The sequence below is a fragment of the Chelatococcus sp. YT9 genome (assembly GCF_018398315.1).
Classification (GTDB): Bacteria; Pseudomonadota; Alphaproteobacteria; order Rhizobiales; family Beijerinckiaceae; genus Chelatococcus.
This window is the reverse complement of sequence record NZ_JAHBRW010000002.1, coordinates 1406211-1427783: the sequence shown is the minus strand read 5'-3', so window position 1 is coordinate 1427783 and position 21573 is coordinate 1406211. Positions and strand designations below refer to the sequence as shown.

22 protein-coding genes are annotated in these 21573 nt (G+C 62.1%); 15 read left to right on the top strand and 7 right to left on the bottom strand.

Going from position 1 to position 21573, the window contains the following annotated elements:
* Positions 1–59 precede the first annotated feature (59 nt).
* A complete protein-coding gene (locus tag KIO76_RS26560; protein ID WP_213326575.1) occupies positions 60–1361 on the top strand; it encodes an LLM class flavin-dependent oxidoreductase in 1302 nt (433 codons plus the stop codon).
* On the opposite strand, the gene KIO76_RS26555 is transcribed toward KIO76_RS26560, so the two are convergent.
* The 4 genes from KIO76_RS26555 to KIO76_RS26540 are packed head-to-tail and all read right to left on the bottom strand — an operon-like array spanning position 1358 to position 5721.
* The gene (locus tag KIO76_RS26555) at positions 1358–2344 is read right to left on the bottom strand and encodes a D-2-hydroxyacid dehydrogenase (RefSeq protein ID WP_213326574.1); all 987 of its coding nucleotides are present in this window, start codon (positions 2342–2344) and stop codon (positions 1358–1360) included. The genes KIO76_RS26560 and KIO76_RS26555 overlap by 4 nt on opposite strands.
* Entirely contained in the window at positions 2341–2733 is a 393-nt protein-coding gene (locus KIO76_RS26550; protein ID WP_213326573.1) for a thioesterase family protein, read from the bottom strand. Before KIO76_RS26550 ends, KIO76_RS26555 begins: the two co-directional genes overlap by 4 nt.
* A 25-nt stretch (positions 2734–2758) precedes the next feature.
* Positions 2759–4879 (bottom strand): acetate--CoA ligase family protein, encoded by a 2121-nt coding sequence (locus KIO76_RS26545; RefSeq protein ID WP_213326572.1) that lies wholly within the window; start codon positions 4877–4879, stop codon positions 2759–2761.
* Positions 4880–4905: 26 nt separating this feature from the next.
* The gene (locus tag KIO76_RS26540; protein ID WP_213326571.1) at positions 4906–5721 is read right to left on the bottom strand and encodes an enoyl-CoA hydratase/isomerase family protein; all 816 of its coding nucleotides are present in this window, start codon (positions 5719–5721) and stop codon (positions 4906–4908) included.
* Between the two features lie 340 nt (positions 5722–6061).
* Here KIO76_RS26540 and KIO76_RS26535 point away from each other — a divergent pair, with 340 nt between their 5' ends.
* The 5 genes from KIO76_RS26535 (at position 6062) to KIO76_RS26515 (ending at position 11153) form a co-directional block, all read left to right on the top strand.
* Positions 6062–7120: an extracellular solute-binding protein gene (locus tag KIO76_RS26535; RefSeq protein ID WP_213327121.1), complete on the top strand. Its 1059-nt coding sequence runs from the start codon at positions 6062–6064 to the stop codon at positions 7118–7120.
* 35 nt (positions 7121–7155) lie between these two features.
* A complete protein-coding gene (locus tag KIO76_RS26530; protein ID WP_213326570.1) occupies positions 7156–8340 on the top strand; it encodes a cysteine hydrolase family protein in 1185 nt (394 codons plus the stop codon).
* Positions 8341–8435: 95 nt separating this feature from the next.
* Complete coding sequence (locus KIO76_RS26525; protein ID WP_213326569.1) at positions 8436–9290, top strand: ABC transporter permease; 855 nt, start codon at positions 8436–8438, stop codon at positions 9288–9290.
* Entirely contained in the window at positions 9287–10084 is a 798-nt protein-coding gene (locus KIO76_RS26520; protein WP_213326568.1) for an ABC transporter permease, read from the top strand. The genes KIO76_RS26525 and KIO76_RS26520 overlap by 4 nt, the downstream gene beginning before the upstream one ends.
* Before the next feature lies 1 nt (position 10085).
* A complete protein-coding gene (locus KIO76_RS26515) occupies positions 10086–11153 on the top strand; it encodes an ABC transporter ATP-binding protein (RefSeq protein WP_213326567.1) in 1068 nt (355 codons plus the stop codon).
* 180 nt (positions 11154–11333) lie between these two features.
* On the opposite strand, the gene KIO76_RS26510 is transcribed toward KIO76_RS26515, so the two are convergent.
* Positions 11334–11828 carry a helix-turn-helix domain-containing protein gene (locus KIO76_RS26510; RefSeq protein WP_502761913.1) on the bottom strand — a complete coding sequence of 165 codons (495 nt, stop codon included), beginning with the start codon at positions 11826–11828 and terminating at the stop codon, positions 11334–11336.
* On the opposite strand from KIO76_RS26510, the gene KIO76_RS31210 reads away from it, so the two are divergent.
* Complete coding sequence (locus KIO76_RS31210; protein WP_249730231.1) at positions 11737–12114, top strand: hypothetical protein; 378 nt, start codon at positions 11737–11739, stop codon at positions 12112–12114. The two genes, KIO76_RS26510 and KIO76_RS31210, sit on opposite strands and share 92 nt — an antisense overlap.
* Here KIO76_RS31210 and KIO76_RS26505 read toward each other — a convergent pair.
* The gene (locus KIO76_RS26505; RefSeq protein WP_213326565.1) at positions 12104–12667 is read right to left on the bottom strand and encodes an isochorismatase family protein; all 564 of its coding nucleotides are present in this window, start codon (positions 12665–12667) and stop codon (positions 12104–12106) included. The genes KIO76_RS31210 and KIO76_RS26505 overlap by 11 nt on opposite strands.
* A 376-nt stretch (positions 12668–13043) precedes the next feature.
* Positions 13044–13904, bottom strand: coding sequence for an IclR family transcriptional regulator (locus KIO76_RS26500; RefSeq protein ID WP_213326564.1), 861 nt, complete (start codon positions 13902–13904; stop codon positions 13044–13046).
* Between the two features lie 96 nt (positions 13905–14000).
* On the opposite strand from KIO76_RS26500, the gene KIO76_RS26495 reads away from it, so the two are divergent.
* From KIO76_RS26495 to KIO76_RS26460, 8 genes are read left to right on the top strand one after another with little or no spacing between them, the layout of a single operon-like run.
* Complete coding sequence (locus tag KIO76_RS26495; protein ID WP_213326563.1) at positions 14001–15380, top strand: UbiD family decarboxylase; 1380 nt, start codon at positions 14001–14003, stop codon at positions 15378–15380.
* On the top strand, positions 15367–16404 hold the full coding sequence (locus KIO76_RS26490; protein ID WP_213326562.1) for a DUF4392 domain-containing protein: 1038 nt from the start codon (positions 15367–15369) through the stop codon (positions 16402–16404). The genes KIO76_RS26495 and KIO76_RS26490 overlap by 14 nt, the downstream gene beginning before the upstream one ends.
* Positions 16401–17123, top strand: a complete 723-nt coding sequence (locus tag KIO76_RS26485; RefSeq protein ID WP_213326561.1) for a maleate cis-trans isomerase family protein — start codon at positions 16401–16403, stop codon at positions 17121–17123. Before KIO76_RS26490 ends, KIO76_RS26485 begins: the two co-directional genes overlap by 4 nt.
* Positions 17120–18220, top strand: a complete 1101-nt coding sequence (locus KIO76_RS26480) for a pyridoxal phosphate-dependent aminotransferase (protein WP_213326560.1) — start codon at positions 17120–17122, stop codon at positions 18218–18220. The genes KIO76_RS26485 and KIO76_RS26480 overlap by 4 nt, the downstream gene beginning before the upstream one ends.
* A gap of 17 nt (positions 18221–18237) precedes the next feature.
* Complete coding sequence (locus KIO76_RS26475; RefSeq protein WP_213326559.1) at positions 18238–19020, top strand: ABC transporter permease; 783 nt, start codon at positions 18238–18240, stop codon at positions 19018–19020.
* On the top strand, positions 19017–19796 hold the full coding sequence (locus KIO76_RS26470; protein WP_213326558.1) for an ABC transporter ATP-binding protein: 780 nt from the start codon (positions 19017–19019) through the stop codon (positions 19794–19796). The genes KIO76_RS26475 and KIO76_RS26470 overlap by 4 nt, the downstream gene beginning before the upstream one ends.
* Before the next feature lie 17 nt (positions 19797–19813).
* Entirely contained in the window at positions 19814–20812 is a 999-nt protein-coding gene (locus tag KIO76_RS26465; RefSeq protein WP_213326557.1) for an ABC transporter substrate-binding protein, read from the top strand.
* Between the two features lie 7 nt (positions 20813–20819).
* Entirely contained in the window at positions 20820–21419 is a 600-nt protein-coding gene (locus tag KIO76_RS26460; RefSeq protein WP_213326556.1) for a UbiX family flavin prenyltransferase, read from the top strand.
* Positions 21420–21573 lie beyond the last annotated feature (154 nt).

Genomic DNA, 21573 nt, shown 5'->3' with positions numbered 1-21573 from the left:
AATGCGAAGCCAAGATCGGAGCCTGCTCAGCGCAAACCCGGAATAACAGGAGGTGGGAAATGTCCCAGATGCATCTTGGCGTGTTCGTTCTGGGGACGGGACACCATGTATCCGCTTGGAAACTTCCCGATTCTTGGGGCAATGCCGAAGACCTCGGTCTTCTGCAGCATGTCGCCAGCACGGCCGAGCGCGGCAAATTCGATCTCATCTTCTTCGCCGACGCGCTCAATACAGGCCCTACCGTGCATCCTTCGATGATGGTGCGGCTCGAACCCCTGACATTGCTGTCGGCGCTGGCGATGACGACAAGCCATATCGGGCTCGCGGCAACAGCCTCCGCCACCTATAGCGAGCCCTATAATCTCGCACGCCTCTTTGCCTCGCTGGATCATATCAGCGGCGGTCGCGCCGCCTGGAATGTTGTCACGGGCGCCTTCCCTGAGGCGGCCTTGAACTTCAGCCGCGACCATCATCCTCCCCATGCCCAGCGCTATGCCTCAGCGACGGAATTCGTGAAGGTCGCCAAGGGCCTCTGGGATAGCTGGGAAGACGGCGCCATCGTGATGGACAAACGCGAGGGTCGCTTCGCCGATACATCGCGAATGCATGTCCTCGATCACAAGGGTGAGTTCTATACTGTAAAAGGTCCCCTGAATATCTCGCGCCCCCCGCAAGGGCATCCGGTTATTATTCAGGCTGGCGCATCCGATGCTGGCCGGGCGCTTGCCGCCTCGATTGCCGAAATCGTTTTCGCCGTTCAGCAGGACCTCACCGCGGCCAAGGCGTTCCGGGCGGATCTTCGGGAACTGGCCAGCAAGGCTGGCCGTAACCCCGATCACATGAAGATCATGCCGGGGGTCTCCCCGATCATCGGTGAGACGGAAACCGATGCCAAGGCGAAGCTTGCCATGCTCGGCGAGATGATGGATCCGAAGTCGGCACTCAAGGTGCTCTCCGAACGTCTCGGGCAGGATCTCTCGGACTATCCGCTGGATGGTCCCGTGCCGGAATTGCCGCCGTCGAGCATCATGCAGGGCCACGCGGTGACACTGACGGCGATGGCGAAGTCCAAGAACATGACGCTGCGGGAATTGCGCGACTATGCCGCTGCGGCGATGGGCCACCGGCTCCTCGTCGGCACGCCGGAGATGGTCGCCGACGGCCTGGAGGAATGGTTTGTTGCCGGCGCTGCGGACGGCTTCAACATTATGCCATCGTGGTTTCCCGGCGCCTTCGACGATTTCGTCGATCACGTCGTCCCCATCCTGCAGAAGCGCGGCCTGTTTCGCACCGAATACAGCGGGCGAACGTTGCGCGATCATCTCGGCCTGCCGCGCCCGGCCGCCACGGTGCTAGCCTAGAAACTGTCAGGAAGCTGCCTGACCGGGACATCGACGCGGTGCAGAAGGTCCTGTCCGGTTGCGAAGCGGCGGGCATTGGCAGCGACGAGGCTGCCCAGCCGCCCGGCGAGCGCCGCACTTCCAAAACCTGCGACATGCGGCGTGATGATCGTGTTCGGCGTCGCCCAGAGGGGATCATCGGCCGGCAAAGGTTCCGGCTCGGTGACGTCGAGGGCAGCGCCGCCAAGCCGCCCCGTCTGAAGGGCTTCCGCAACAGCGATGGCATCTACCGTCCCACCCCGCGATACGTTGACCAGCACGGCATGAGGCGGCAGACAGGCAAGCGCATCCGCGTCGATGATATGCCGTGTCTGCGCGGAGAGCGGCAGGGTCACGACAAGCGCATCCGTCTCCCTGAGAAGCCCCGGCAGCTGTCCGACCTGCACCATGCGATCCGGTGCCGCGCCGGCCTCGACCGGCAAGCCGCTCCGCGTGACGCCGACGATATGCGCGCCGAAGGGGCGCAAACGCGCCGTGATGTCGCGCCCGATGCTGCCAAAGCCAAGTATGGTGACGGTCTTGCCTTCCAGCGAGGCGAGACGCGGACGGATGCCGGCGTCCCATTGCCGCCTGTCCTGTGCCGCGTGGCAATCCGCCAGCTGCCGGACGAGCGCCAGAAGCAGCGCCACCGCATGTTCGGCAACGGTCGGCGACCAGCATTCCCCGGCATTGGTGAGCACAGCCTTCGCCGGAATGCCATGCAGCTGCGGCCCATCATAACCTGCCGACAGAAACTGGATCCACCGGAGGGCCCTACCATGCCGGCAGAGCTCATCGGCGAATTCCGCCGTATAGAGGCCAGGATTGCTCATCACCAAGACGTCGGCACCATCGAGCGCCGCGGGAAGCTCCGGCTGATCGGCAACCAGACGGACCTCGCCGAACGGCGACAATGCCGCCGCGATACTGTCGCGCGCGATGCTCGTCAAGAGCGCTGTCTTCACGAGTCTTTCGCCGCTGCCACGGCCTTCTTGTCGAGACGATCCACGAAGCGGGCGATATCCACGATAAACCGCTCGTGAGTGCACGTCCCGATCTTCTCCTGTTCGTCATGCGCCTCGAGTGTGAAGCTGACCCGCTTGCCTTCGCTGGCCGTGATGCGCGCGGTGATCGTGACGGTTTGGCCGAGAGGCGTTGCCGCCAGATGCTGCAGCGAGGCACCGGTGCCGACGGATCCCTCGCCGGCCGACAGCCGATCCGCCATGGCGGCGATCGCTGCCTTCTCGAACAGGCCGAGGAGTGCGGGTGTCGCCAGCACCGGAAAGCCCGCATTGCCGTGCTGCTCGGCGCTCATCGCGGGCGTTACCACGAATGTGCTCTTATGCTCGCTCATGAGACAGTCCTTTGAAGATTTCGCATTACTCTGCAGAGGGCGCTAGAGTGGGGCGGCGCGGGATGATGAGAGCATCCACAGCGATACACCCCTTGCCGCGCTCCATAACCTTGATAGGGTTGACATCGATCTCGTCGATACTGTCCCTGTTCGCCCAGGCGAAATCGGCGATGGCGTAGATATTGGACGCCAGGGCATCGATATCCGCAGGCGGCGCGCCGCGTACACCCTGGAGGATTGTGGCAGCCACATGCGCTTCCGCGATCATGGCTTCTGCGTCGCCCTGCCTGAGCGGCAACGGCCGCAGGGTCACGTCGCGCAGCACTTCGACAAGCGTTCCGCCCAGGCCGAAGGCAAGCACCAGGCCGAATTCCGGATCGCGGCTCACGCCGGCAAAGACCTCGACGCCCCCCTGCACCATCTCCTGCATGAGCATGCCCTGGATTGAGGGCTCGCCCGGCACCACCGCTAGCTTCTCCTCGAGGCGCGCCCATGCCGCGGCGAGCGCCGCCTCGTCGCGAATGCCCAGCTCCACCAGCCCATATTCGGACTTATGGGCGATGTCGTCGGAGGCGACTTTCAGCACCACCGCCCCACCGAAGCCGGAGAAGGCGGCGCTCGCCTCGTCCAGCGAGCGGGCGAGGCATTCCCTGGTCACCGAAAGCCCGGCCTCCGCCAGAAGCGCCTTGGCATCCCGCTCATTGATCGTCGCCCGATGCGTCCCAATAGCGCTCGCCTCCACATTGACCCGGCGTTCGGGCAGTTGCGGCCGCGCCCAACGGGCAAGCTTTCTGACGGCACCAAGGCCTTCGACGATGCCGCTGATGAAGCCGACACCTGCGGCCCGCACGATGGCTTCCTGGTCACGCCGGAAAACACCGGCCCGCGTCGACAGGAGAAAGAAGGGCTTGCCGCTCTCGCGCGCCGCGTCGGCCAGCATATGCGCGTAAACGAGATCCTCAGCCGGCTCATCAAGGGGATGCCCATCCATGCCGTCACAGAGAAGCGCCACCGCATCATAGTTGGCGGACTGGCCGAGCACCCGCAGGGCGTGGGGATAATTGGTGTTGGGGTCGCCGGAACCCCATGCATCGAGCGGGTTACCGTCACCCGTTATGCGCCCGACGACGTGCTCGACCTCCACGCGCTCCGAAGCGGCGAGCGGGGGCAGATCGAAGCCGGCCTCGGCGGCGATATCGAGCACCAGTTCCGCCTGTCCGCCTGAACCCGTCATCACGGCGAGCCGTTCGCCTCGGGGATAGCGCCCGCCCTGCACTGCAGCCAGCACCTCGGTCATCTCGCCGAGCGTGTTGACCTCGATCGCCCGATGCGCGGCCAGCGCGGCGCTGAAGACGCGCGCCTCGCCAGCGAGCCCCCCGGTGTGGGTCGTGATGGAATGCTTCGCGCGCGCGCTTTTTCCCACCTTCAGAGCGACGACCGGCTTGCCCGCATCGGCCGCGCGATCCAGAAGCGCCACGAACCGCTCCGGCTCGCGCACCGCCTCCAGAAAAAGGGCAATCGTCCGGGTGTGCGGATCCGCGATCATGTATTCCATGAAGTCGCAGGTCGTCAGCACCGCCTCATTGCCTGACGAGATGATGTGGCTGAACCCGTAACGCCGGCAATCGGAGGCCATCGCGATGCAGATCGCACCGCTCTGGGAAATGAGGCCGACATGCCCGTTGACCTCCATTGGATCAAGCACCTCATGCAGATAGGTGGATGATCGGGTGGAGGGGCTCAGCGCGCCCATGCAGTTGGGGCCGCACAGCGCGATACCCGCCTCTTTGCTCAGTCCCGTGATGAAGGCGCCGAGCCTCTGGGCCTCCGCTTCGGCGGACTCCGAGAAGCCGCCGGCATAGATCGCGGCCGCGCCGACGCCTTTCCCGGCCGCATCCTGGAACGCCTGTGGCAGATGCGCATTGCCGAGACAGAAGGCCACCGTATCAATATGGCCCGGCACATCGGTCAGCCGTGGATAGGCGGGGTACCCGAGGATCACATCCCGCTTGGGATTGATCGGATAGATCTCGCCGGCAAATCCCATCCGCTGCAGGGACACGAGAATGTTGCGGCCGGCAGACGGGCGTTCGGAGGCGCCCACGATCGCGATCGACCGGGCGTTCAGCAATGCATCGATGGTCATGGGAACTCCAGCCGACGGGTTTGCGCTCAGGTCTTGAACTGGTTGGAGCGCCAGGCGAGGGCTGCCTTGAAGCCGTCTCGCTCAACCATGCTATTGAATGCACGGCCATTCTCGGTCTCGCTCGCATAAAGAGCCGTCACGATGTCATGGCCCGCATTGATGGCGTTGCGGAAGCCCGCTGCTTCGAGCCCGCGCTTCAACGCAAGCTTCGTCCGCATCAAGACCTCAGGCCCGATCAGCGACAGCCGCTTGGCATAGGCAAGCGTCGCCGCTGCAAGCTCCTCGGTCTGGACAACCTTGTTGACGATGCCGTATTCAGCGGCCACTTCAGCGGTGATCTGGTCGCCGAAATAGATGAACTCCCGCGCACGCCTGTAACCGGCGATCCACGGCATGATGAAAGCCGGACCCGCGTAGCCAAGACGAACCTCCGGCTCGCCGAACCTGGCATTCTCGGCCGCAATCACGAAATCGCAGAACATCGCGAGCTGACAACCACCGCCCAGCGCATGCCCCTGAACGGAGGCGATGACGGGCTTGGCGGCGTCGAAAGGCGCCATTTCAGAGCGAACGCTGCCCGCAAGATGCTCATGCCAGCCGATGGCGTTCTCCTCGTGGTTGTCCTCGTCATCGCCGGAAATATCATGGCCCGCGCAGAAGCTGCGTCCTTCGCCCCGCAGGACCGTGACAGACGTCTGCTTGTCGCGATCCGCCTCGGCGAATGCGTCGACCAGCATGGTCTTCATTGGCTCAGAAATTGCGTTCAGCTTGTCGGGCCTGTTGAGGACAACATAACCGATGCCATTCTGGCGTTCATAATAGATGTGTCGTGTGTCGGACATGCGGGCTCAGCTCCCGAAAGGCGCTCGGTACTACGACGTCGGCGAATACCGAGAAGGCCTCTTTAATAACGCGCACATAAAGAGCAGATCAAGAATTTTTATTCCTATTAACAAATTCACCGCGCCTTGCCGAGGCCTCCCGACAATCCTTAATTGACTGTTATTTATATATTTTTTCAGGCTCGCGACGTGCTCGCCTCCTGGCTTGATAAATTTTTGGAGCGGACATGTTGAACATTATTAAATATGGCGTTAGGCTGAAGGCACTCAGGCGAGTTTCAGAATGCCAGCCGGAAAATTCGCACAAGGTCCGACCAGACGGACATGAGGGGAAATCATAATGAGCAACACGCGGTTCTCAAGCATCATGAATCGTCGCTCCTTCCTTGAAGCTGCCGGAGCGGCGACTGTAACGATCGGATTTGGCGCCCCGGCGCACGCTCAGGCGCGGGAATTCGTTTCGACAGTCTTTGGCGGCGTCTACGAGCGCGAATACCGCAAGCACGTCATCGAACCTTTTGAAAAAGAAACCGGGATCAAGGTCTTAACCAAGACTGGGCTTTCCAGCGAATGGCTCACAAACTCGATTGTCAATCGCAAGTCGCCTGAAATAGACCTTCTTCTGCTTCCCTATCCGGACAGTATTAAAGCCACGATGGAAGGTATCGGAATGCCTCTAAGCGTCGCCGATATTCCGAACATCGGGCAAGTCGCCCCGGAGTGGTACGATCAGTATGATAAGGCGGGGATCGGTCTTGACTATGTCGGCTACGGCATTGCCTACCGGGAGGACTTGGTCCCCACGCCGCCCAAATCCTGGCAGGACCTTTGGAACCCTGCCTATAAGGGCAAAGTGACGGTTCCGGAAATCGGCCAATGGGGCTCTTGGGAGCTGCTGGTGATCGCCGCCCGCCTCAACGGGGGAACCGAGGACCAGATGGAACCCGCCTTCGCCGCGCTTAAACGCCTGAAGCCAAATATCAAACAATTCTTCAAAAGTGGCGTCGATATCGCTAATCTTTTGGGCAGCGGCGAGGCTTGGGTGTGTGGCATGACGACTAATATTCCAGCTTACGGATTGATTGATGCCGGCAAGCCCGTCAAGTTTATCTATCCGTCTGAAGGGGCCATGGCGGGCGCAGTTTCATACCACATCGCCAAGAACTCGAAGAATGCGGATGTATGCAAGAAATTCATCAACTTTGCGTTGAGCAAGGAAGTTCAGGAGAATTTCTGCAACGGCGTCGTGGCAGCCCCAACCAACGTGAATGCCGTTGTTAATGAACGCACCCGCCAACGCGTGCCTTCACGCGAACACCTGCAACTCTTCAGCTGGGCTAAAATCATTCCGCAAATGTCTGAGCTCGCCGATCGCTGGAATCAAGAAGTCGCATTTTGAAGTGTGATTCAACCTGCGTGGGGGCTGAACCATCGATGACGTCTTCCATCTTTTCCCCGGCAGCAGATACAGCGGTCTTCATCCCCAGCGGGTCCGCCGACGATACATCCCTGGGCGACAGCTGGCGACGAGCGGCGGGAGAACGCGACTGGCTCATCGTGGACTTGCATGATGTGCCCGCGCCGGACGGCCCCTGGCGCGGCGATGCCACTCCAGGTCGCCCCGCCGGCTGCAGGGTGTTACCTGACATGAACGCCCGCCGCTTTACAATCTACGGCGACGCCGCGGGACTCTATCTCGTCTCCTGCATCGATTTGCTCCTGCGGTCGCACGGGGTGCGGCGGCTGCTTTTCATAGGATCTCCAAACGCTCTATTACATCAGACATTAGAGACCTTCGCGAGCCTGCAGGGCTACGTCATCGACTACCGAGCCACGCCGCCCGATCATTCGCCACGGGAGCGGTGCGATACGGATGAGCGGCCGTCCATCATCCTCCCCGATCTGGCGACGCGGGTGTCACCCCGCCACGCGGCGCTCGTGCTGATTGACCTGCAAAACGACTTCTGCGCGGACGAAGGAGCCACCGGCCGCGGCGGTCAGCCGATAATGATGATCAAGGCTGCGGTCGAACGTAGCCGTGCTCTGTTGTCGGCCGCCAGAGATGCAGGTGTCTTTGTCGTCCACGTCCGTGCTGAATATGGCATGCCCTTTCGATCTGTCAGCTCGCCTTACCGATTTCCGACGAACGGCGGGCGGGAGCCAGCCGTCTGGACAGCGTCCGCCGCCGATCTGTCGCAAACGGAACGCTTCTCGAATGCCTCCGTCGAGGTATGCCTTCCGGGCAGCTGGGGCGCGGAATTCATTGATGGGATCGAGCCCGCGCCCGGCGAGGCTGTCATCACTAAACATCGCTTCGGCGCTTTTGCCGACACGGGCCTTGACCGCCTGCTGAGATCACGCGGCATCTCAAGTCTGATCGTCAGCGGTGTCACCACAAACTGCTGCGTGGAGACAACCGCTCGCGAAGCAGTCATGCGGGACTTCCATCTGGTCGTCGCAGAGGATTGCGTAGCAGTGAAGGATCATCTCGTCGATCTTCACCGGGCAAGTCTCGAGTCACTCGGCCTTTATTTCGGACTGGTCCGGCCGTCGTCCATCATCATGGCCCATTGGGCGGGCAACAAGGCCAATCAGGATAGTATCCGCACGCCGACGTGAGCGCGTTAGTCCAGAGGATAACCGAAACTATGTCATCCGTCCTGGCCAGCAAGCCTATGGCAAATATATCTCCCCCTCCGCGACGGGTGCGTCGGGTGGCAAGCTCCACCTATCTCACTTTGCCGGCTTGCGTCGTCATAGCCGCAGCGCTGCTCATACCGCTTGCCAACGTGCTTCTACTGAGCCTAAATCGCTCGCAACCTGGTGTGATCGAACTCAGCAGCAATTTCACCTTCGCAAATTATACGCGCTTTTTCTGGTCACCTTTTTATATGCGCGTGCTGGGGAAGACGGTCTATATCGCTGCCATGACCACGGCCCCGTGCACCGTGTTCGGCGCTGTTCTGGCCATGGCGATCTGGCGCGCCGCGCCCCATCTGCGCGGATTGATCGTCATCATCGTCATCTCACCGCTCCTCGTCAGCATCGTGACGCGGACATTCGGATGGATGGTCGTTCTTGGCGATAACGGGCTCATCAATTCAACGCTTCTGGCCCTCGGTCTGATCAGGGAACCGCTGAGGCTGATGTTCACCGATGGCGCTGTCATCGTCGGCTTGCTGCACGTCTTCCTGCCACTGATGGTGCTGCCCATCCTCACGGCGCTTGACCGCATCGATCCGAATGTTCCGCAGGCGGCCAATACCCTGGGAGCCAGCCGCTTCACCACCGCAACTCAAGTCGTGCTCCCGCTCGCAGCACCGGGTCTCGTGAGCGGCATAACGATTGTCTTCAGCCTGTCGATGTCGTCCTACATCACGCCCGCCCTCATGGGTGGGCCGGATTCGGGCATGATCACGACGCTGATCTATCAACAGTTCGTCGTCACCTTCAATTGGCAGTTCGGCGCCACATTGGTCGCAATCCTGCTGGCCGTGTCGCTCATTCTCGTGGCGATAATCCTTTTTGAATTCGCGCGGCGGACGCGAAAGTGGATGGTGCGCAGATGACGGATATATTTCAAGGCTACAGCTTCCGCATCGTCACCTGGGCACTCTACATCTTCCTGCTCGCGCCGCTCGTTTGCGTGGTTATCGTCTCGTTCAACTACGAGCCGGTCCAGAGTTTTCCACCCTCGGCGTGGTCCTTACGTTGGTATGGCGAGGCGCTGCGGAACAACAATTTCGTCAGTGGCGCCTTCGTCAGCGCGTGGGTTGCCCTCGGCGCGACGTTGATCGCAACCCCGATCGGCGTGGCTGCGGCCATCGGGCTCTGGAGCAGTTCCTCACGCTTCAAGCCAGCACTCGAAGCTCTTTTCATCGCCCCAATCATCGTGCCGGGGCTCGTGACTGGCATCTCCTTGCTTGTCGCCCTGTCAGCGGTGGAAATGCGTGCAGCGCCGGTCAAGCTTCTTATCGGGCATGTCCTCATCGTGCTTCCCTATGTCATTCGGACGACGTTGGCGAGCCTCGCCCAGATCAATCCCTCGCTCAAGGAGGCAGCGGAAACGTTGGGGGCCAGTTATCGCCAGACGTTGATGCAGATCATCCTGCCGCTCATACGCCCCGGAATCGTGGCTGGAATGATCTTTGGCTTTATTCTCTCGTTCGATGATGTCAATGTTTCACTTTTTCTGGTTGATGCGCGAACGACGACGCTCCCGATCTCGGTGATGTCTTATCTGCAATACAGCTTCGATCCCTCGGTTGCGGCGATATCCTCGCTGATGATTGGAATGACTTTCGTAATCACGCTTGTGCTCGAACGCATGTTCGGCCTCAAACGGCTCTTTGCGGGACACTGATATGGCGCAGGTTGCACTCAAGAACATCGTTGCGCGCTACGGCAGCTTCCTAGCGCTCGACCACGTGTCGCTCACCATCGACTCCGGCCAGTTCGTGACCCTTCTCGGGCCGAGCGGCTGCGGCAAGAGCAGCACTTTGCGGATCGTCGCGGGGCTTCTTGAGCCAGACGAAGGCGTCGTTGAGTTCAACGGACGCGACGTCACGACGGTCAGCTCGGCCAAGCGCAACATCGGCATGGTGTTTCAAAGCCTAGCGCTCTTTCCGCACATGACAGTCTCGCAGAACGTCGCGTTCGGCCTCCGCATGAAGAAAATGCCCCAGACGGACATTGAGAAACAGGTCCGGCGGATGTTGCAGATCGTCCGCCTCGATCATCTTGCCGACCGCTACCCGGCGCAAATGTCCGGGGGACAGCAGCAGCGGGTCGCGCTCGCCCGCGCGCTCGCCATCACCCCAAGCATCCTCATTTTGGACGAGCCCTTCGGCGCGTTGGACCGCAAGCTCCGTGAGGCGATGCAGGTCGAACTGCATGCGCTGACCCGTCAGCTTGGCATCACAGCCCTTTTCGTGACGCATGATCAGGAAGAAGCATTGATGCTGAGCGATTCCATCGCCGTCATGAACAAGGGGCACGTTGAGCAGTTCGGCTCTCCCGCGGAGATCTACCGCTCGCCACGGACCCAGTTCGTCGCCGATTTCATGGGCATGACCAATTTTCTGCCAGCAGAAGTGTTGGATGCGGATGCCGGCTCAGCCAAAGTTCGCGTCGGATCAGCGGTATTTTCGACGGCGGTGAAAGACAAAGTCACGCCTGGGGAGTCTGTAAAGCTCGCCATCCGCCCTGAGAAGGTCATGCTCGGGCCGATGTCTGCGGCGGATCGTTCTTTCCTTGAAGGGAGTGTTCGACAGGTCACCTATCACGGCAATGCCTCACGCTACGTGGTGGAACTGCCGGAAGGCGGCTCCATCATCGCCCTTCAACAGCACGCCGAAGCCGCCGACCTGCCAGTCGGCACCAGCGTCCAGGCGTACTGGCGGCCTGAGGACATCCATGTCTTTCGCGAGTAAAGATGAGGACAACGCACTGCATCTCTTAGGGGGCTTCGCGGAAGCCGAAGTCATCCGAGTGTGTCTGCTCGCCGGGAGCAATCGCCATACTTTGTGTAGACCCGCCGCTTACCCTAGCGAACGATAGCGCAGCCCGTGTCCCCTGCAAGGTTCGCAAAACGGAAATTGCGGAGTTCGCTCTTACACGGCCGCGTGGCCATGACCAAAATTGATCCATAGCGCTACCGCATCCTTCTTCGTGTGGTTCCATATTCGATGCGGCCGGTTGGAATCGTAGGAAATAAGGTCACCTTCGCCTAGAATATAGGCCGTACCCTCGAGCTCCACGGTAAGACTGCCGCTCAAGATAAAACCATGCTCGTAGCCGGCATGAGCGCGCGGGATTGGTGAACTGCTTGTATTGGGCCGATAGTGGGTCGTCGAAATCAACGCTCCGTTGAGCGTGTCATCCCGCAGCACCCGCCGCAATAGTCGCTGCGATGTCTCGACCGGCACAACGTCGCTAGATCTCACCACCACATCGTTGGCGATTCTCTGTTCCCCGGAAATCAGATCGCCGACAGTGACTCCAAGGGCGTGGCTGATGGCGATCAGCGATCCGATCGAAGGGATGGTTCGGCCGCGCTCAACCAAGCTCAACATCGACGGCGTTAGATCCGCTCGATCGCTCAGCATCTGGAGCGTCATCCGTTTGGTGGTCCGGATGGTTCGAATTCGATCCCCGATCTGGGGAAGAAGCTGGGCAGCGACCTCACTTGCCGTGGTCGCGGCCATTCCCGGTTCCTTGCGTCGAATACGGGCCAACGTCTCCCCCACTTTTAATCCCAATGAAGTCTACACGAGTTCCGCTTTTCAGGCACGCGATCCGAGCAAGGCCGGAGCGCGCAAGAATGGCTCGAACTGTTTCAACACGCCGCCAACCTGCTCACTAAATAATCCCGTGATCCAGCTCACCGGATGAGCTTGCTCAGCACCTTGAAGTGGGGAGAGGCAGCCGTCCGCATCCATTCAAACACCACCATCTCGGCCGTCACAATTGAGATTGGCGGCTCACTTGCCGGTCTCGACGCTGCGAGCCTGGATAACGCTGCCTCTACGCTGGATGCTTTTCTCGACGACACGGCATCGGCAACGACGAACACTTCGGCGCCCGCCGCTTGCAGATCCATCGCTGTTTGGAGAACACATACGTGGGCCTCCACACCGACGAGTACGATCTGGTCGGCCGACTTCGGATCGAGCCAATCCCGCATGTTGGTGTCGCCCATACAGGAGAACGTCGTCTTCGCCCATCTTGGGATGTCCGGCGCCAAGCACCGGATTTGATCAATGGTCGGCCCGAGACCCGCCGGATACTGCTCACTGACCAGAGCTGAAATTCCGAGAGTGATAGCCGCCTGCAGCACGATCCCGGAATTCCGGATAAGGCCCTCCGGCTGATACATCGCAGGAAGGAGCTTTTCCTGCATATCGACCACCAACAAACGGCATCGATTGTTATCAACCAGCGGCATGCCCGACGTCCTTTCACAGGTTTCAACTTGTATAAAAAAATTTCCTGATTAATTCAATGCTAATGAAATTCATGAGAGCAGACGGCGATCTCAGAAGCGCGTGGGATCGTTAGACGTCTGAAGCCGTCCGCCCATCGCAGCAATGTGCGCCGGACGCGCGGAAAAGAGTGACCCGCCTACTCCGGGATGCCGCGCTTTTAGGAAAAAATCCTTTTATTATTTGGAAATTGCAAAGATTAAGAAGATACAACGCAATATTCTAGGTCATCCGTGCCTTATAAGTCATCGCTCCACATGATCGTTGCGTGGAAAGATATACTGCTGAGCAACGAGGTCCGGGAAGGCCCACACCTCCAGCACCGTAGGCCGTCACTTCTCAGCGTGGCACATGGCGCTGCTCGTTAAGACTGCTCGCGTAAGCTCTGCTCGCAGAGCCTCTCTGATAACCAAGCTGGGCTGATATATCGGACGCGGTCGCCTCGACCAAGGCAAGCAGATCTGCCTCGCGTTCAGGCGAGAAGCGATACATCGGCACCGTGATGGTGACCGCGGCGCGCGCTCGACCATCCATATCGCGCACGAGCGCGGCAACGGCACCGACGTCGCTTGCAAATTCCCCTCGGTTGATTGCGCGCCCTTCGGCGCGGATCTGCGGTAGCTCACGCGCCAGGACCGCGGGATCGGTACAAGTGTGCTCAGTATAGCGCATGAGCGGCTCAGCGAGAACGCGCTCGATCTCTGCCGCGGACGCAAAGGCAAGCAGCAATTTCCCCGAGGCAGTGCAATGGGCGGGATTGCTCTGGCCAGGCGCTGCGTAATGGGTGATCGCATTGGTTCCGAGCGCCTGGAAGACGCTGATGGCCTGCTCACCGTCCCAGACGCTGAGATTGACCGTTTCCCCCGAACGCTCCGCGAGGGTGGCGACGCGGGTCTGAGCCGCCTGCGGCAGGCCTGTGCCCGAAAGGAGAGGCGCGGCCAAGGCGACAAGCCCGAAACCGAGCCGCACGCCGTCTGTCTGCGGGTTCCGTTCGAGGATATGCTCGGCCACGAGCGTCGCGATGAGCCGCGAAACCGAGCTCTTGTGCAAGCCGATACGCCGGGCGATCTCGGAGACGCTGATCTCGGGCTGAGCCTGTGCAATACACCGAATGAGTTCGACGGCATGGCGCACCGCATGGACTGTCGGTTCACGCTTGCTCGGTTTTTGGGCGGCGTGCTGCTTATCTTTTACGCTCATCGTCGCTGGCCAAACCTTGACTGAATCGGAGGCGTCATGGAAGTATAGTTTTGCGCAACGTCGTTGCGCAATAGCCAACACAAGAATATCCGCGGGATGCGGCAAATCGATCGGTACGGTGGCATGCAAGCGATGGAAACGTTTCGCCAGTTGCTCGACTGGTTGGATGCGAGAGGCGATGTCGCCAGGGTTTCACGTGAGGTTGACCCCAGGCATGAGCTGACCGCCGTGATGCGGCACATGCAGAAGGGCGAGAACAAGGCGCTTCTGTTCAAGAACGTCAAGGGCAGTGACATACCGGTCGCCACCAATGTCTTCGGCTTCCGCAGCACCGTCGCCGCATCGCTCGGTCTTGAAGAAGGCAACCTGCTGCGCACCCTGGCCGCGCAGGAAAACCGCCGCCTCCCCGTCGATCGGGTCACGGACGCGCCCGTCCAGGAAATCGTCAAGATCGGTGACGAGATCGACGTTGCCCGCGACCTTCCCCAGATCGTCTATGCCGAGCATGACGCCGGCGCCTATATCACGGCCGGCGTGCTCATCGCCCCTCATCCCGAGACAGGCGTGTTCAACGCCTCCTGGAACCGCTGCCAGCTTGTCGGCGACGACAAGCTGCGCGTGCGCATGATGCCGCCGCAGCATCTTGGCCGCTACCATGCCGAGGCCGAAGCGAAGGGCCAGAACCTGCCATGCGCCATCGTCATCGGCGCCCCTCCCGGCCTTATGTTCTCGGCCGCGTCGAAGGTGCCCTATGAAGTGGACGAGCTCGAGGTGGCCGGCGCGTGGCAGGGCAAGCCTTTGCGCGTCACGCGCTGCAAGACCATTCCGGTCGATGTCCCGGCCGATGCCGAGATCGTCATCGAGGGCGAGGTCATCTGCGGCACGCGTGAGGACGAAGGACCCTTCGGCGAATTCACAGACGGCTATGTGCCCGTCATGAAGAACCACGTCTTCAAGGTAAAGGCCATCACCCGCCGGCGTGACGCCATCTATCACGCGATCCTGGCCGGCGGCACGGAAGATCTCAACCTGGTTGGCGTGCCGATCCAGACCGAGATCTACAAGAAGGTTTCGGCCTTCGTGCCGAAGATCAAGGACATCGCAACCCCGGGCTACGTCTTCGGCTGCGTCATCGCCATCGAGAAGCAGAATGAGGACCAGCCGAAGAACGCGCTGCTCGCGGCAATTGGCGGCTATTCCTGGACGAAGGTTGTCGTGGTTGTCGACGAGGATGTCGACCCCTTCAACGCCGCCGACGTTCTCTGGGCCATCCAGACGCGCTGCACGCCGGAAACGGGGGTGTATATGGTCCCACGCATCCCGAGCTACACGCGCGAGGATGTGCGCGATGTCCATCGCGGCAAGGTCGGCATTGACGCCACCGTGCCTATGCATCTTAAGGGGTTGTTCGAGCGCAGGCGTTTCCCGGGCGAGGAAACCGTCCGCCTGGAGGATTACATCGATGTCGGGCATTAGTATTGAGCGGATCGGCGAGGCCCTTGACCACCTCGTCACGGCGCCGATGTCGAACTGGACGATCCTCAAGGGCATTCCGCTGCTCAAGCTGTACGCCTCGGCCCGTGAGAAGGCTGGAGGCCAGCCGCTGACGCTCGCCGCGAGCCGGCTGCTCGCTGACAACGTCGGCGAAGGCGACGCGGTGCTCGTGCTCTCGGGCTTCATCATGCGCGGCTATGACCGGCCGGAGACCGACGGGCCGATCGGCGCCGCGGTCATCGCCAAGGCCCTCGCCGTCAGCCTCGGGGCTATCCCGGTCGGCGTGTCCGAGGACTCGGTCGTGCCCTGCATGGAGGCTTGTTTCGCGACGACCGGGCTCATCCCGGCCTCCCTCGACGAACTCCATTCCGGCCGCAATCGTTGCGCACTCGTCGGGTTTCCCGTGGATGCCGCCGAGGCGGAGACCGCGGCGATCGCGCTTCTCGATCGCCTGCAGCCGAAAGCCCTGGTCGCCGTGGAGCGGCCGGGCGCCGGCAGCGACGGCGAATATCACGGTGGCGGCGGCTTCGAGATTTCGTCCTTCACGGCCAAGACCGACATCCTCTTCGCCGAGGCGCGCAAGCGCGGTATTCCGACCATCGGGGTGGGCGATCTTGGCAACGAGCTCGGCATGGGCATCGTCGCCGATGATGTGCGGCGCGAGGTGCCGCTCGGCGAGACCATCGCGGCGGTCCAGCCGGCGGATGTCGCCGTCATTGCCAATATCTCCAACTGGGGCGCCTATGGCATCGCCGCCTGCCTCGCCGCGCTCACCGGCAATGACGCCGCCTTCCATGATGGCGCCGAGGAAGTCCGGCTGATCGAGGCCTGCGTGCGCGCTGGCGCGATCGACCCTGTCGGCGGCCAGCTCCGCCTCTATGTGGACGGCACCGATGCCCGCACGAACGCCGCGCTGGTGGATCTCCTGCGCTCCCTCGTCGTGCTGAGCCAGCGCGAAAGCGGCAACATTGCCGGCTACCAGACCTCCTGGCAGAAACTGAGATGAAAACTGCGTCCGCAAGGCCGGATAGCGCGCGCCGGGTGGGGCTCATCATCCCCTCCGTCAATGCCGTCATCGAGCCTGACTGCGCCGCCGTGGCCCCGCCCGGCCTGACGTTCCACGCCACCCGCGTGATGCTGCGCGAGACCACTCCCGAAGGTTTGCGCGCGATGAATGAAGGCGTCGCCGCGGCGGCCGCACTCATCGCCTCAGTCTCTCCCGAGGTCGTTGCCTTCGCCTGCACGAGCGGCAGCTTCATCGACGGCGAGGCCGGCCTCGCGCGGCAGATCGAGACCATCGGCAGTGTCACCGGCTGCCCGGTGGTCGCGACATCGCGGGCCATCATCGAGGCCTGCTCGGCTCTCGGCTTGCGGCGCGTGGCACTGGCGACGCCCTATCTCGACGTGATCAACGAGGCTGAGAGCCGCTTTCTCCTGAGCCATGGCATCGAAGTCACGGCCGTGCGCGGGCTCGGACTTTCCGGCAAGGCGATCCGTGAGGTGTCCCCCGCCGAGGTGGCGGCCCTCGTGCGCGCCACCAACACACCTGACAGCGAGGCAGTCTTCGTGAGCTGCACGGACTTCCGGGCGCTGGAAGTGGCAGGCGCCCTGGAAGCGGAACTCGGCAAGCCGGTGCTGACCAGCAACCAGGTCACGCTCTGGGGCATCTTCCGGGCGCTTGACATCGCACCACAACTCCAGGGTTACGGGAGGCTCCTGGCGTGACGCTCAATCCCCGCAATGCAGAATTTGCCTCGGTCAGGCTCTACGAGGCCGAGACATCGGTCGCGACCATCGCCGCCCGGCATGGCCTCGATCCCGCCGAGATTCTCGACTTCTCCCTGAACATCAATCCGTTCGGCCCGCCCAAGGCGGCGATCGCTGCGGCCCAAGCCGCGCTGGGCTCGTGTCATCTCTATCCGGACCTGCGGTTCGGCCGGCTCCGCCAAGCTGTGGCGCTGCGGCATGATGTGCCGGAAGACATGCTCTTCTTCGGCGCCGGCCTCGACGACGTCATCAAGCTCCTGATCCATGCCTGGACGAGCGAAGGCTGCGCGGTGCTGGTGCATCTGCCGACCTTTCCGCGCTACGAACTGGAAGCCAACCTGCGCGGCTGCCGTGTCGTCGCCGTCGAGAGCCCGTCGCCGGAAAAGACGGATCTCGCGGCCTTCGATGCGGCGCTTGCACGGGAAACCATAGCGCTTGCCTTCATCTGTTCGCCGAATAACCCGACCGGCGAACGTTTTGCGGTCGAGACCATCGCCGATCTCGCGACCCGCCACGGGGACACGATCTTCGTGGTCGACGAGGCCTTGATCAATCCGGTCGAGGACGGCGCGATGGCCCTGCCGAAGCGCCTACGCAACGTCGTGGTGATGCGTACCTTCTCCAAATATTTCGGCTTGGCGGGCCTGCGCATCGGCTATGCCGTGGCCGATCCCCAGCTTGTCGCCGTCGCCGAGGTCGGGCGTCCGCCTTTCAACCTTGCCGTCCCTTCCGTGGATGCGGCGGTGGCTGCGCTTGCGGACGAAGAATTCCTCGCACGCTGCAAAGCCACTTTCGCAGCGGAGAAAGACTTCTTCATCACGGCCATAGAGGCGATCCCCGGCATCTCCATTCGCGGCAGCAACGCCAACATGATCCTGATGGATCTGGCCCATCACACTTCCGCTGTCGCGGCCGAGGCTCTTGCCGCGCAGGGTATCGTCGTCGCTGACGCAACTTCATTCCGCGGGCTGGAGCGCCACCGCTCGCTGAGAGTGTCACTACGCGCACGGGCGGACAACGAGAGACTCGTTGCGGCCATCCGGACCATCGCTTAGGAGGTCTTGGAGGCATCATGGACCAATTTCGCATTCCTACCTCGCTCGATGGTCCCATCGTTGGCGTTCTTATTCTCGTCCTCTGGGAAGCCGGTGTGCGGATTGGTGGCGTCCCGGCCTATCTCCTGCCGCCGCCCTCGGCGATCGCGCAGCGTCTCTTCACGGATTGGGACTCGATCCTCTATCACTTCGGGGCCACGACCATCGAGGTGGTGATCGGGTTTCTGCTCGCGATCGTCATCAGCATTCCGCTTGCGGCGCTTCTTGCCCAGATCCGTATTGCGGAGCGGATGCTCTACCCCGTGCTCGTGGCCTCGCAGACCATTCCTAAGGTCGCCATCGCGCCGTTGCTCGTGGTGTGGTTCGGCTTCGGCCTCATGCCGAAGGTTCTCATCGCCTTCCTGATCTGCTTCTTCCCGATCGTCGTCGATTCGCTGGTCGGCTTCCGCTCGGCACCGAAGGAAGTCAGCTGGCTTGCGCGCTCCATGGGCGCCTCGCGCTGGCAGACCTTCGTGAATTTCCAGGTCCCGGCGGCACTGCCGCATATCTTCGCCGGCGTCAAGGTCGCGAGCACGCTCGCCATCGTCGGGGCCATCGTCGGCGAATTCGTGGCCGCCGACCGCGGCCTCGGCTACCAGCTCATCGTCGCTAACGGCTCGCTCGACATTACTCTGTCCTTCACCGTGCTCGTCGTTCTGAGCCTCATGGGCGTCGCCCTGTTCGCGATCGTCGACCGGGTCGAGCGCTGGGCGCTGCCTTGGCACGTGTCGCAGCGTCTGAAGCACGGAGGCGGGCAATGACCGCGCCCGCACTCGCGCTGACCGAAGTCGGCAAGGTCTACCGCACCGCGAGCGGGCCGGTCCAGGCCCTGGACGGCATCGATTTCCGTATTGCCGAGGGCGAGTTTCTCTCCATTCTCGGGCCGAGCGGCTGCGGCAAGAGTACGTTGCTGTCGCTCGCCTCGGGGCTCGAATTTCCGACCTCCGGAACGGTCGAACAGGCGGGCCGGCGCATCGATCGGCCGGTGACCGATATCGGCATCGTCTTCCAGAGCGATGTCCTGCTTGACTGGCGGCGGGTGCTCGACAATGTCATGATCCAGCCGCAGATCCGCGGGCTCGATCTGAAAGCCCACGAGCAGAAGGCGCGCGACTTGCTGGCGCTCGTCGGCCTCGCCGGTTTCGAGGACAAATACCCTTACGAGCTCTCTGGCGGCATGCGCCAGCGGGTGTCCATCTGCCGGGCGCTCATCCACAATCCGCCGCTCCTTCTCATGGACGAGCCCTTCGGCGCGCTCGATGCCCTGACGCGCGAGCAGATGGTCATGGAGCTCCATCAGCTCTGGCTGAGGGAACGCAAGAGCGTGATGTTCGTCACGCACGACATCCAGGAGGCGATCCTGCTCGCCCAGCGCGTCCTGGTGATGACGCCCCGTCCCGGCCGCATCGCGGAGATCGTGGAGGTCGACCTGCCTTTCCCGCGCAGGCCCGAAACCATGGAATCACGGCGTTTCGTGGAGATCGTGGCGCATGTGCGCCATCTCTTCGAGCGCCACGGCGTTCTCAAGAAATACTGACAGAGGGGTAAGAGAGCATGCTTTCAAGACGTTCATTACTTGCCGGCACAGCGGCGGCCGGCGTTTGCGGGCTCACCGGCGGCTTCGCCCGCGCGCAAGGTCTGACCAAGGCGACGGTGCGGCTCGCCTTCAACTACAACGGCCATCGTTCGCCCTATCTCCTGGGCGTGGACAAGGGCTTCTACCGGGAGGAAGGCCTCGACGTCGAAGTGCTGGAGGGCAAGGGCGTCACCTCCTCCATGCAGCTCGTCGCCAGCGGGCAGGACACCTTCACCATCGTCGATCCGCCCTCGCTCATGCTCGGCGCCGCGCAAGGCATGCCGGTGCGGACGGTCGCCCAGATCTATCAGATCAGCCCGAACGCGCTGATCAGCTGGAAGGATCAGAATATCACCAAGCCGTCCGACCTCGTCGGCAAGGTGGTGGCGACGCTGCAAGGCGACACGACCACGACGATGCTTTACGCGCTTCTCGCCAAGAACAACGTGCAGCGCAACGCCGTGCAGATCGTCGCATCGGACGGCGGCACCCGCACCCAGACGTTCCTTGCCAAGCGCGCCCAGGCCATCACCGGCTTCACCAACGATTCCTACATTGGGCTCGCGGCAACGACCAACAACGAGGTCCAGTATTTCGCCTATTCGGACTTTGGCATCGATACCATGGGCGACGGCATTGCCGCGCACAAGGATACGATCGCCTCCTCGCCGAAGGTGGTCGCTGGCTTCGTCAAGGCCAGCATCCGGGCCTATCGCTATGCCATCGAGCATCCGGAGGAGGCCGTCGCCGCACTGATCAAGCGCTCGCCCAGCCTCAAGGCCGAGGTCGAGGTGGCGAAACTCAAGGCAACCGCGCCCTTGCTGGAAACCGCGGAAACCAAGGCCCACGGGATTGGCTACTCCAGCAAGAAACGCTGGGAAGAAGCGCAGACCCTGATGAAGGAGTTCGGGGGCCTCACGAAGACCGAGGCCGACGTCTCCGTGTTTTATACCAACGACTTCCTGCCGAAGGCGTGAGGGCAGCATGTCGCGCGCAACGCACGGCGGTGAGGCGACGCGCCGGCTGATCATCGGCATCAGCGGTGCTTCCGGCATCGTGTATGGCGTGCGTGCGCTGGAAATTCTGCGCCAGATCGGAATCGAGACGCATCTCGTGATGACCCGCTCGGCGCAGATCACGCTCGCGCATGAAATGTCGCTGAAAGTGGCGGACGTTCATGCCCTGGCCAGCGTCGTGTACAAGGCGGAGGATATCGGCGCCGCGATATCCTCCGGCTCCTTCCGCACCATGGGCATGCTGGTCGCGCCCTGCTCGATCCGTAGCCTGTCGGAAATCGCAAGCGGCGTAACCTCGGGATTGCTCAGTCGCGCGGCCGATGTCGTTCTCAAGGAGCGCCGGCGCCTCGTCCTCATGGTCCGCGAAACGCCGCTGCACCTGGGCCATCTGCGCAGCATGTCGCAGGTCACGGAAATGGGCGCCATCGTTATGCCGCCCGTACCCGCCTTCTATGCGCGCCCGCAGAGCCTCGACGAGATGGTGGCCCACAGCGTGGGGCGTGCTCTCGATCTCTTCGACATCGACGCAGGCACGGTCCGCCGATGGGGCGAACCGGCGCCCCCCTGATCCCCTGCGCAGCTCGGCTTCGTACGGCGTCGCGAGAAACGGCCGCCGCGACCGGCGCACGCGCGCTCGTGCATCACGTCATCCGGGGGCGGCAGCGGCCTTTCAGGGCGGTGCGCGATGTCCCTGAACACATCCGCTGGTTCCCCTATCGTCC

What these genes read in the sequence shown, in the direction of transcription:
- KIO76_RS26470 (WP_213326558.1), top strand. Translation starts at nt 19,017, where the DNA reads ATGACCGCGCCCGCACTCGCGCTGACCGAAGTCGGCAAGGTCTACCGC.
- KIO76_RS26465 (WP_213326557.1), top strand. Translation starts at nt 19,814, where the DNA reads ATGCTTTCAAGACGTTCATTACTTGCCGGCACAGCGGCGGCCGGCGTT.
- KIO76_RS31210 (WP_249730231.1), top strand. Translation starts at nt 11,737, where the DNA reads ATGGCGATCAGCGATCCGATCGAAGGGATGGTTCGGCCGCGCTCAACC.
- KIO76_RS26490 (WP_213326562.1), top strand. Translation starts at nt 15,367, where the DNA reads ATGTCGGGCATTAGTATTGAGCGGATCGGCGAGGCCCTTGACCACCTC.
- KIO76_RS26475 (WP_213326559.1), top strand. Translation starts at nt 18,238, where the DNA reads ATGGACCAATTTCGCATTCCTACCTCGCTCGATGGTCCCATCGTTGGC.
- KIO76_RS26520 (WP_213326568.1), top strand. Translation starts at nt 9,287, where the DNA reads ATGACGGATATATTTCAAGGCTACAGCTTCCGCATCGTCACCTGGGCA.
- KIO76_RS26540 (WP_213326571.1), bottom strand. Translation starts at nt 5,721, where the DNA reads ATGTCCGACACACGACACATCTATTATGAACGCCAGAATGGCATCGGT.
- KIO76_RS26505 (WP_213326565.1), bottom strand. Translation starts at nt 12,667, where the DNA reads ATGCCGCTGGTTGATAACAATCGATGCCGTTTGTTGGTGGTCGATATG.
- KIO76_RS26485 (WP_213326561.1), top strand. Translation starts at nt 16,401, where the DNA reads ATGAAAACTGCGTCCGCAAGGCCGGATAGCGCGCGCCGGGTGGGGCTC.
- KIO76_RS26495 (WP_213326563.1), top strand. Translation starts at nt 14,001, where the DNA reads ATGCGGCAAATCGATCGGTACGGTGGCATGCAAGCGATGGAAACGTTT.
- KIO76_RS26515 (WP_213326567.1), top strand. Translation starts at nt 10,086, where the DNA reads ATGGCGCAGGTTGCACTCAAGAACATCGTTGCGCGCTACGGCAGCTTC.
- KIO76_RS26510 (WP_502761913.1), bottom strand. Translation starts at nt 11,828, where the DNA reads ATGCTGAGCGATCGAGCGGATCTAACGCCGTCGATGTTGAGCTTGGTT.
- KIO76_RS26550 (WP_213326573.1), bottom strand. Translation starts at nt 2,733, where the DNA reads ATGAGCGAGCATAAGAGCACATTCGTGGTAACGCCCGCGATGAGCGCC.
- KIO76_RS26460 (WP_213326556.1), top strand. Translation starts at nt 20,820, where the DNA reads ATGTCGCGCGCAACGCACGGCGGTGAGGCGACGCGCCGGCTGATCATC.
- KIO76_RS26545 (WP_213326572.1), bottom strand. Translation starts at nt 4,879, where the DNA reads ATGACCATCGATGCATTGCTGAACGCCCGGTCGATCGCGATCGTGGGC.
- KIO76_RS26560 (WP_213326575.1), top strand. Translation starts at nt 60, where the DNA reads ATGTCCCAGATGCATCTTGGCGTGTTCGTTCTGGGGACGGGACACCAT.
- KIO76_RS26530 (WP_213326570.1), top strand. Translation starts at nt 7,156, where the DNA reads ATGACGTCTTCCATCTTTTCCCCGGCAGCAGATACAGCGGTCTTCATC.
- KIO76_RS26535 (WP_213327121.1), top strand. Translation starts at nt 6,062, where the DNA reads ATGAGCAACACGCGGTTCTCAAGCATCATGAATCGTCGCTCCTTCCTT.
- KIO76_RS26500 (WP_213326564.1), bottom strand. Translation starts at nt 13,904, where the DNA reads ATGAGCGTAAAAGATAAGCAGCACGCCGCCCAAAAACCGAGCAAGCGT.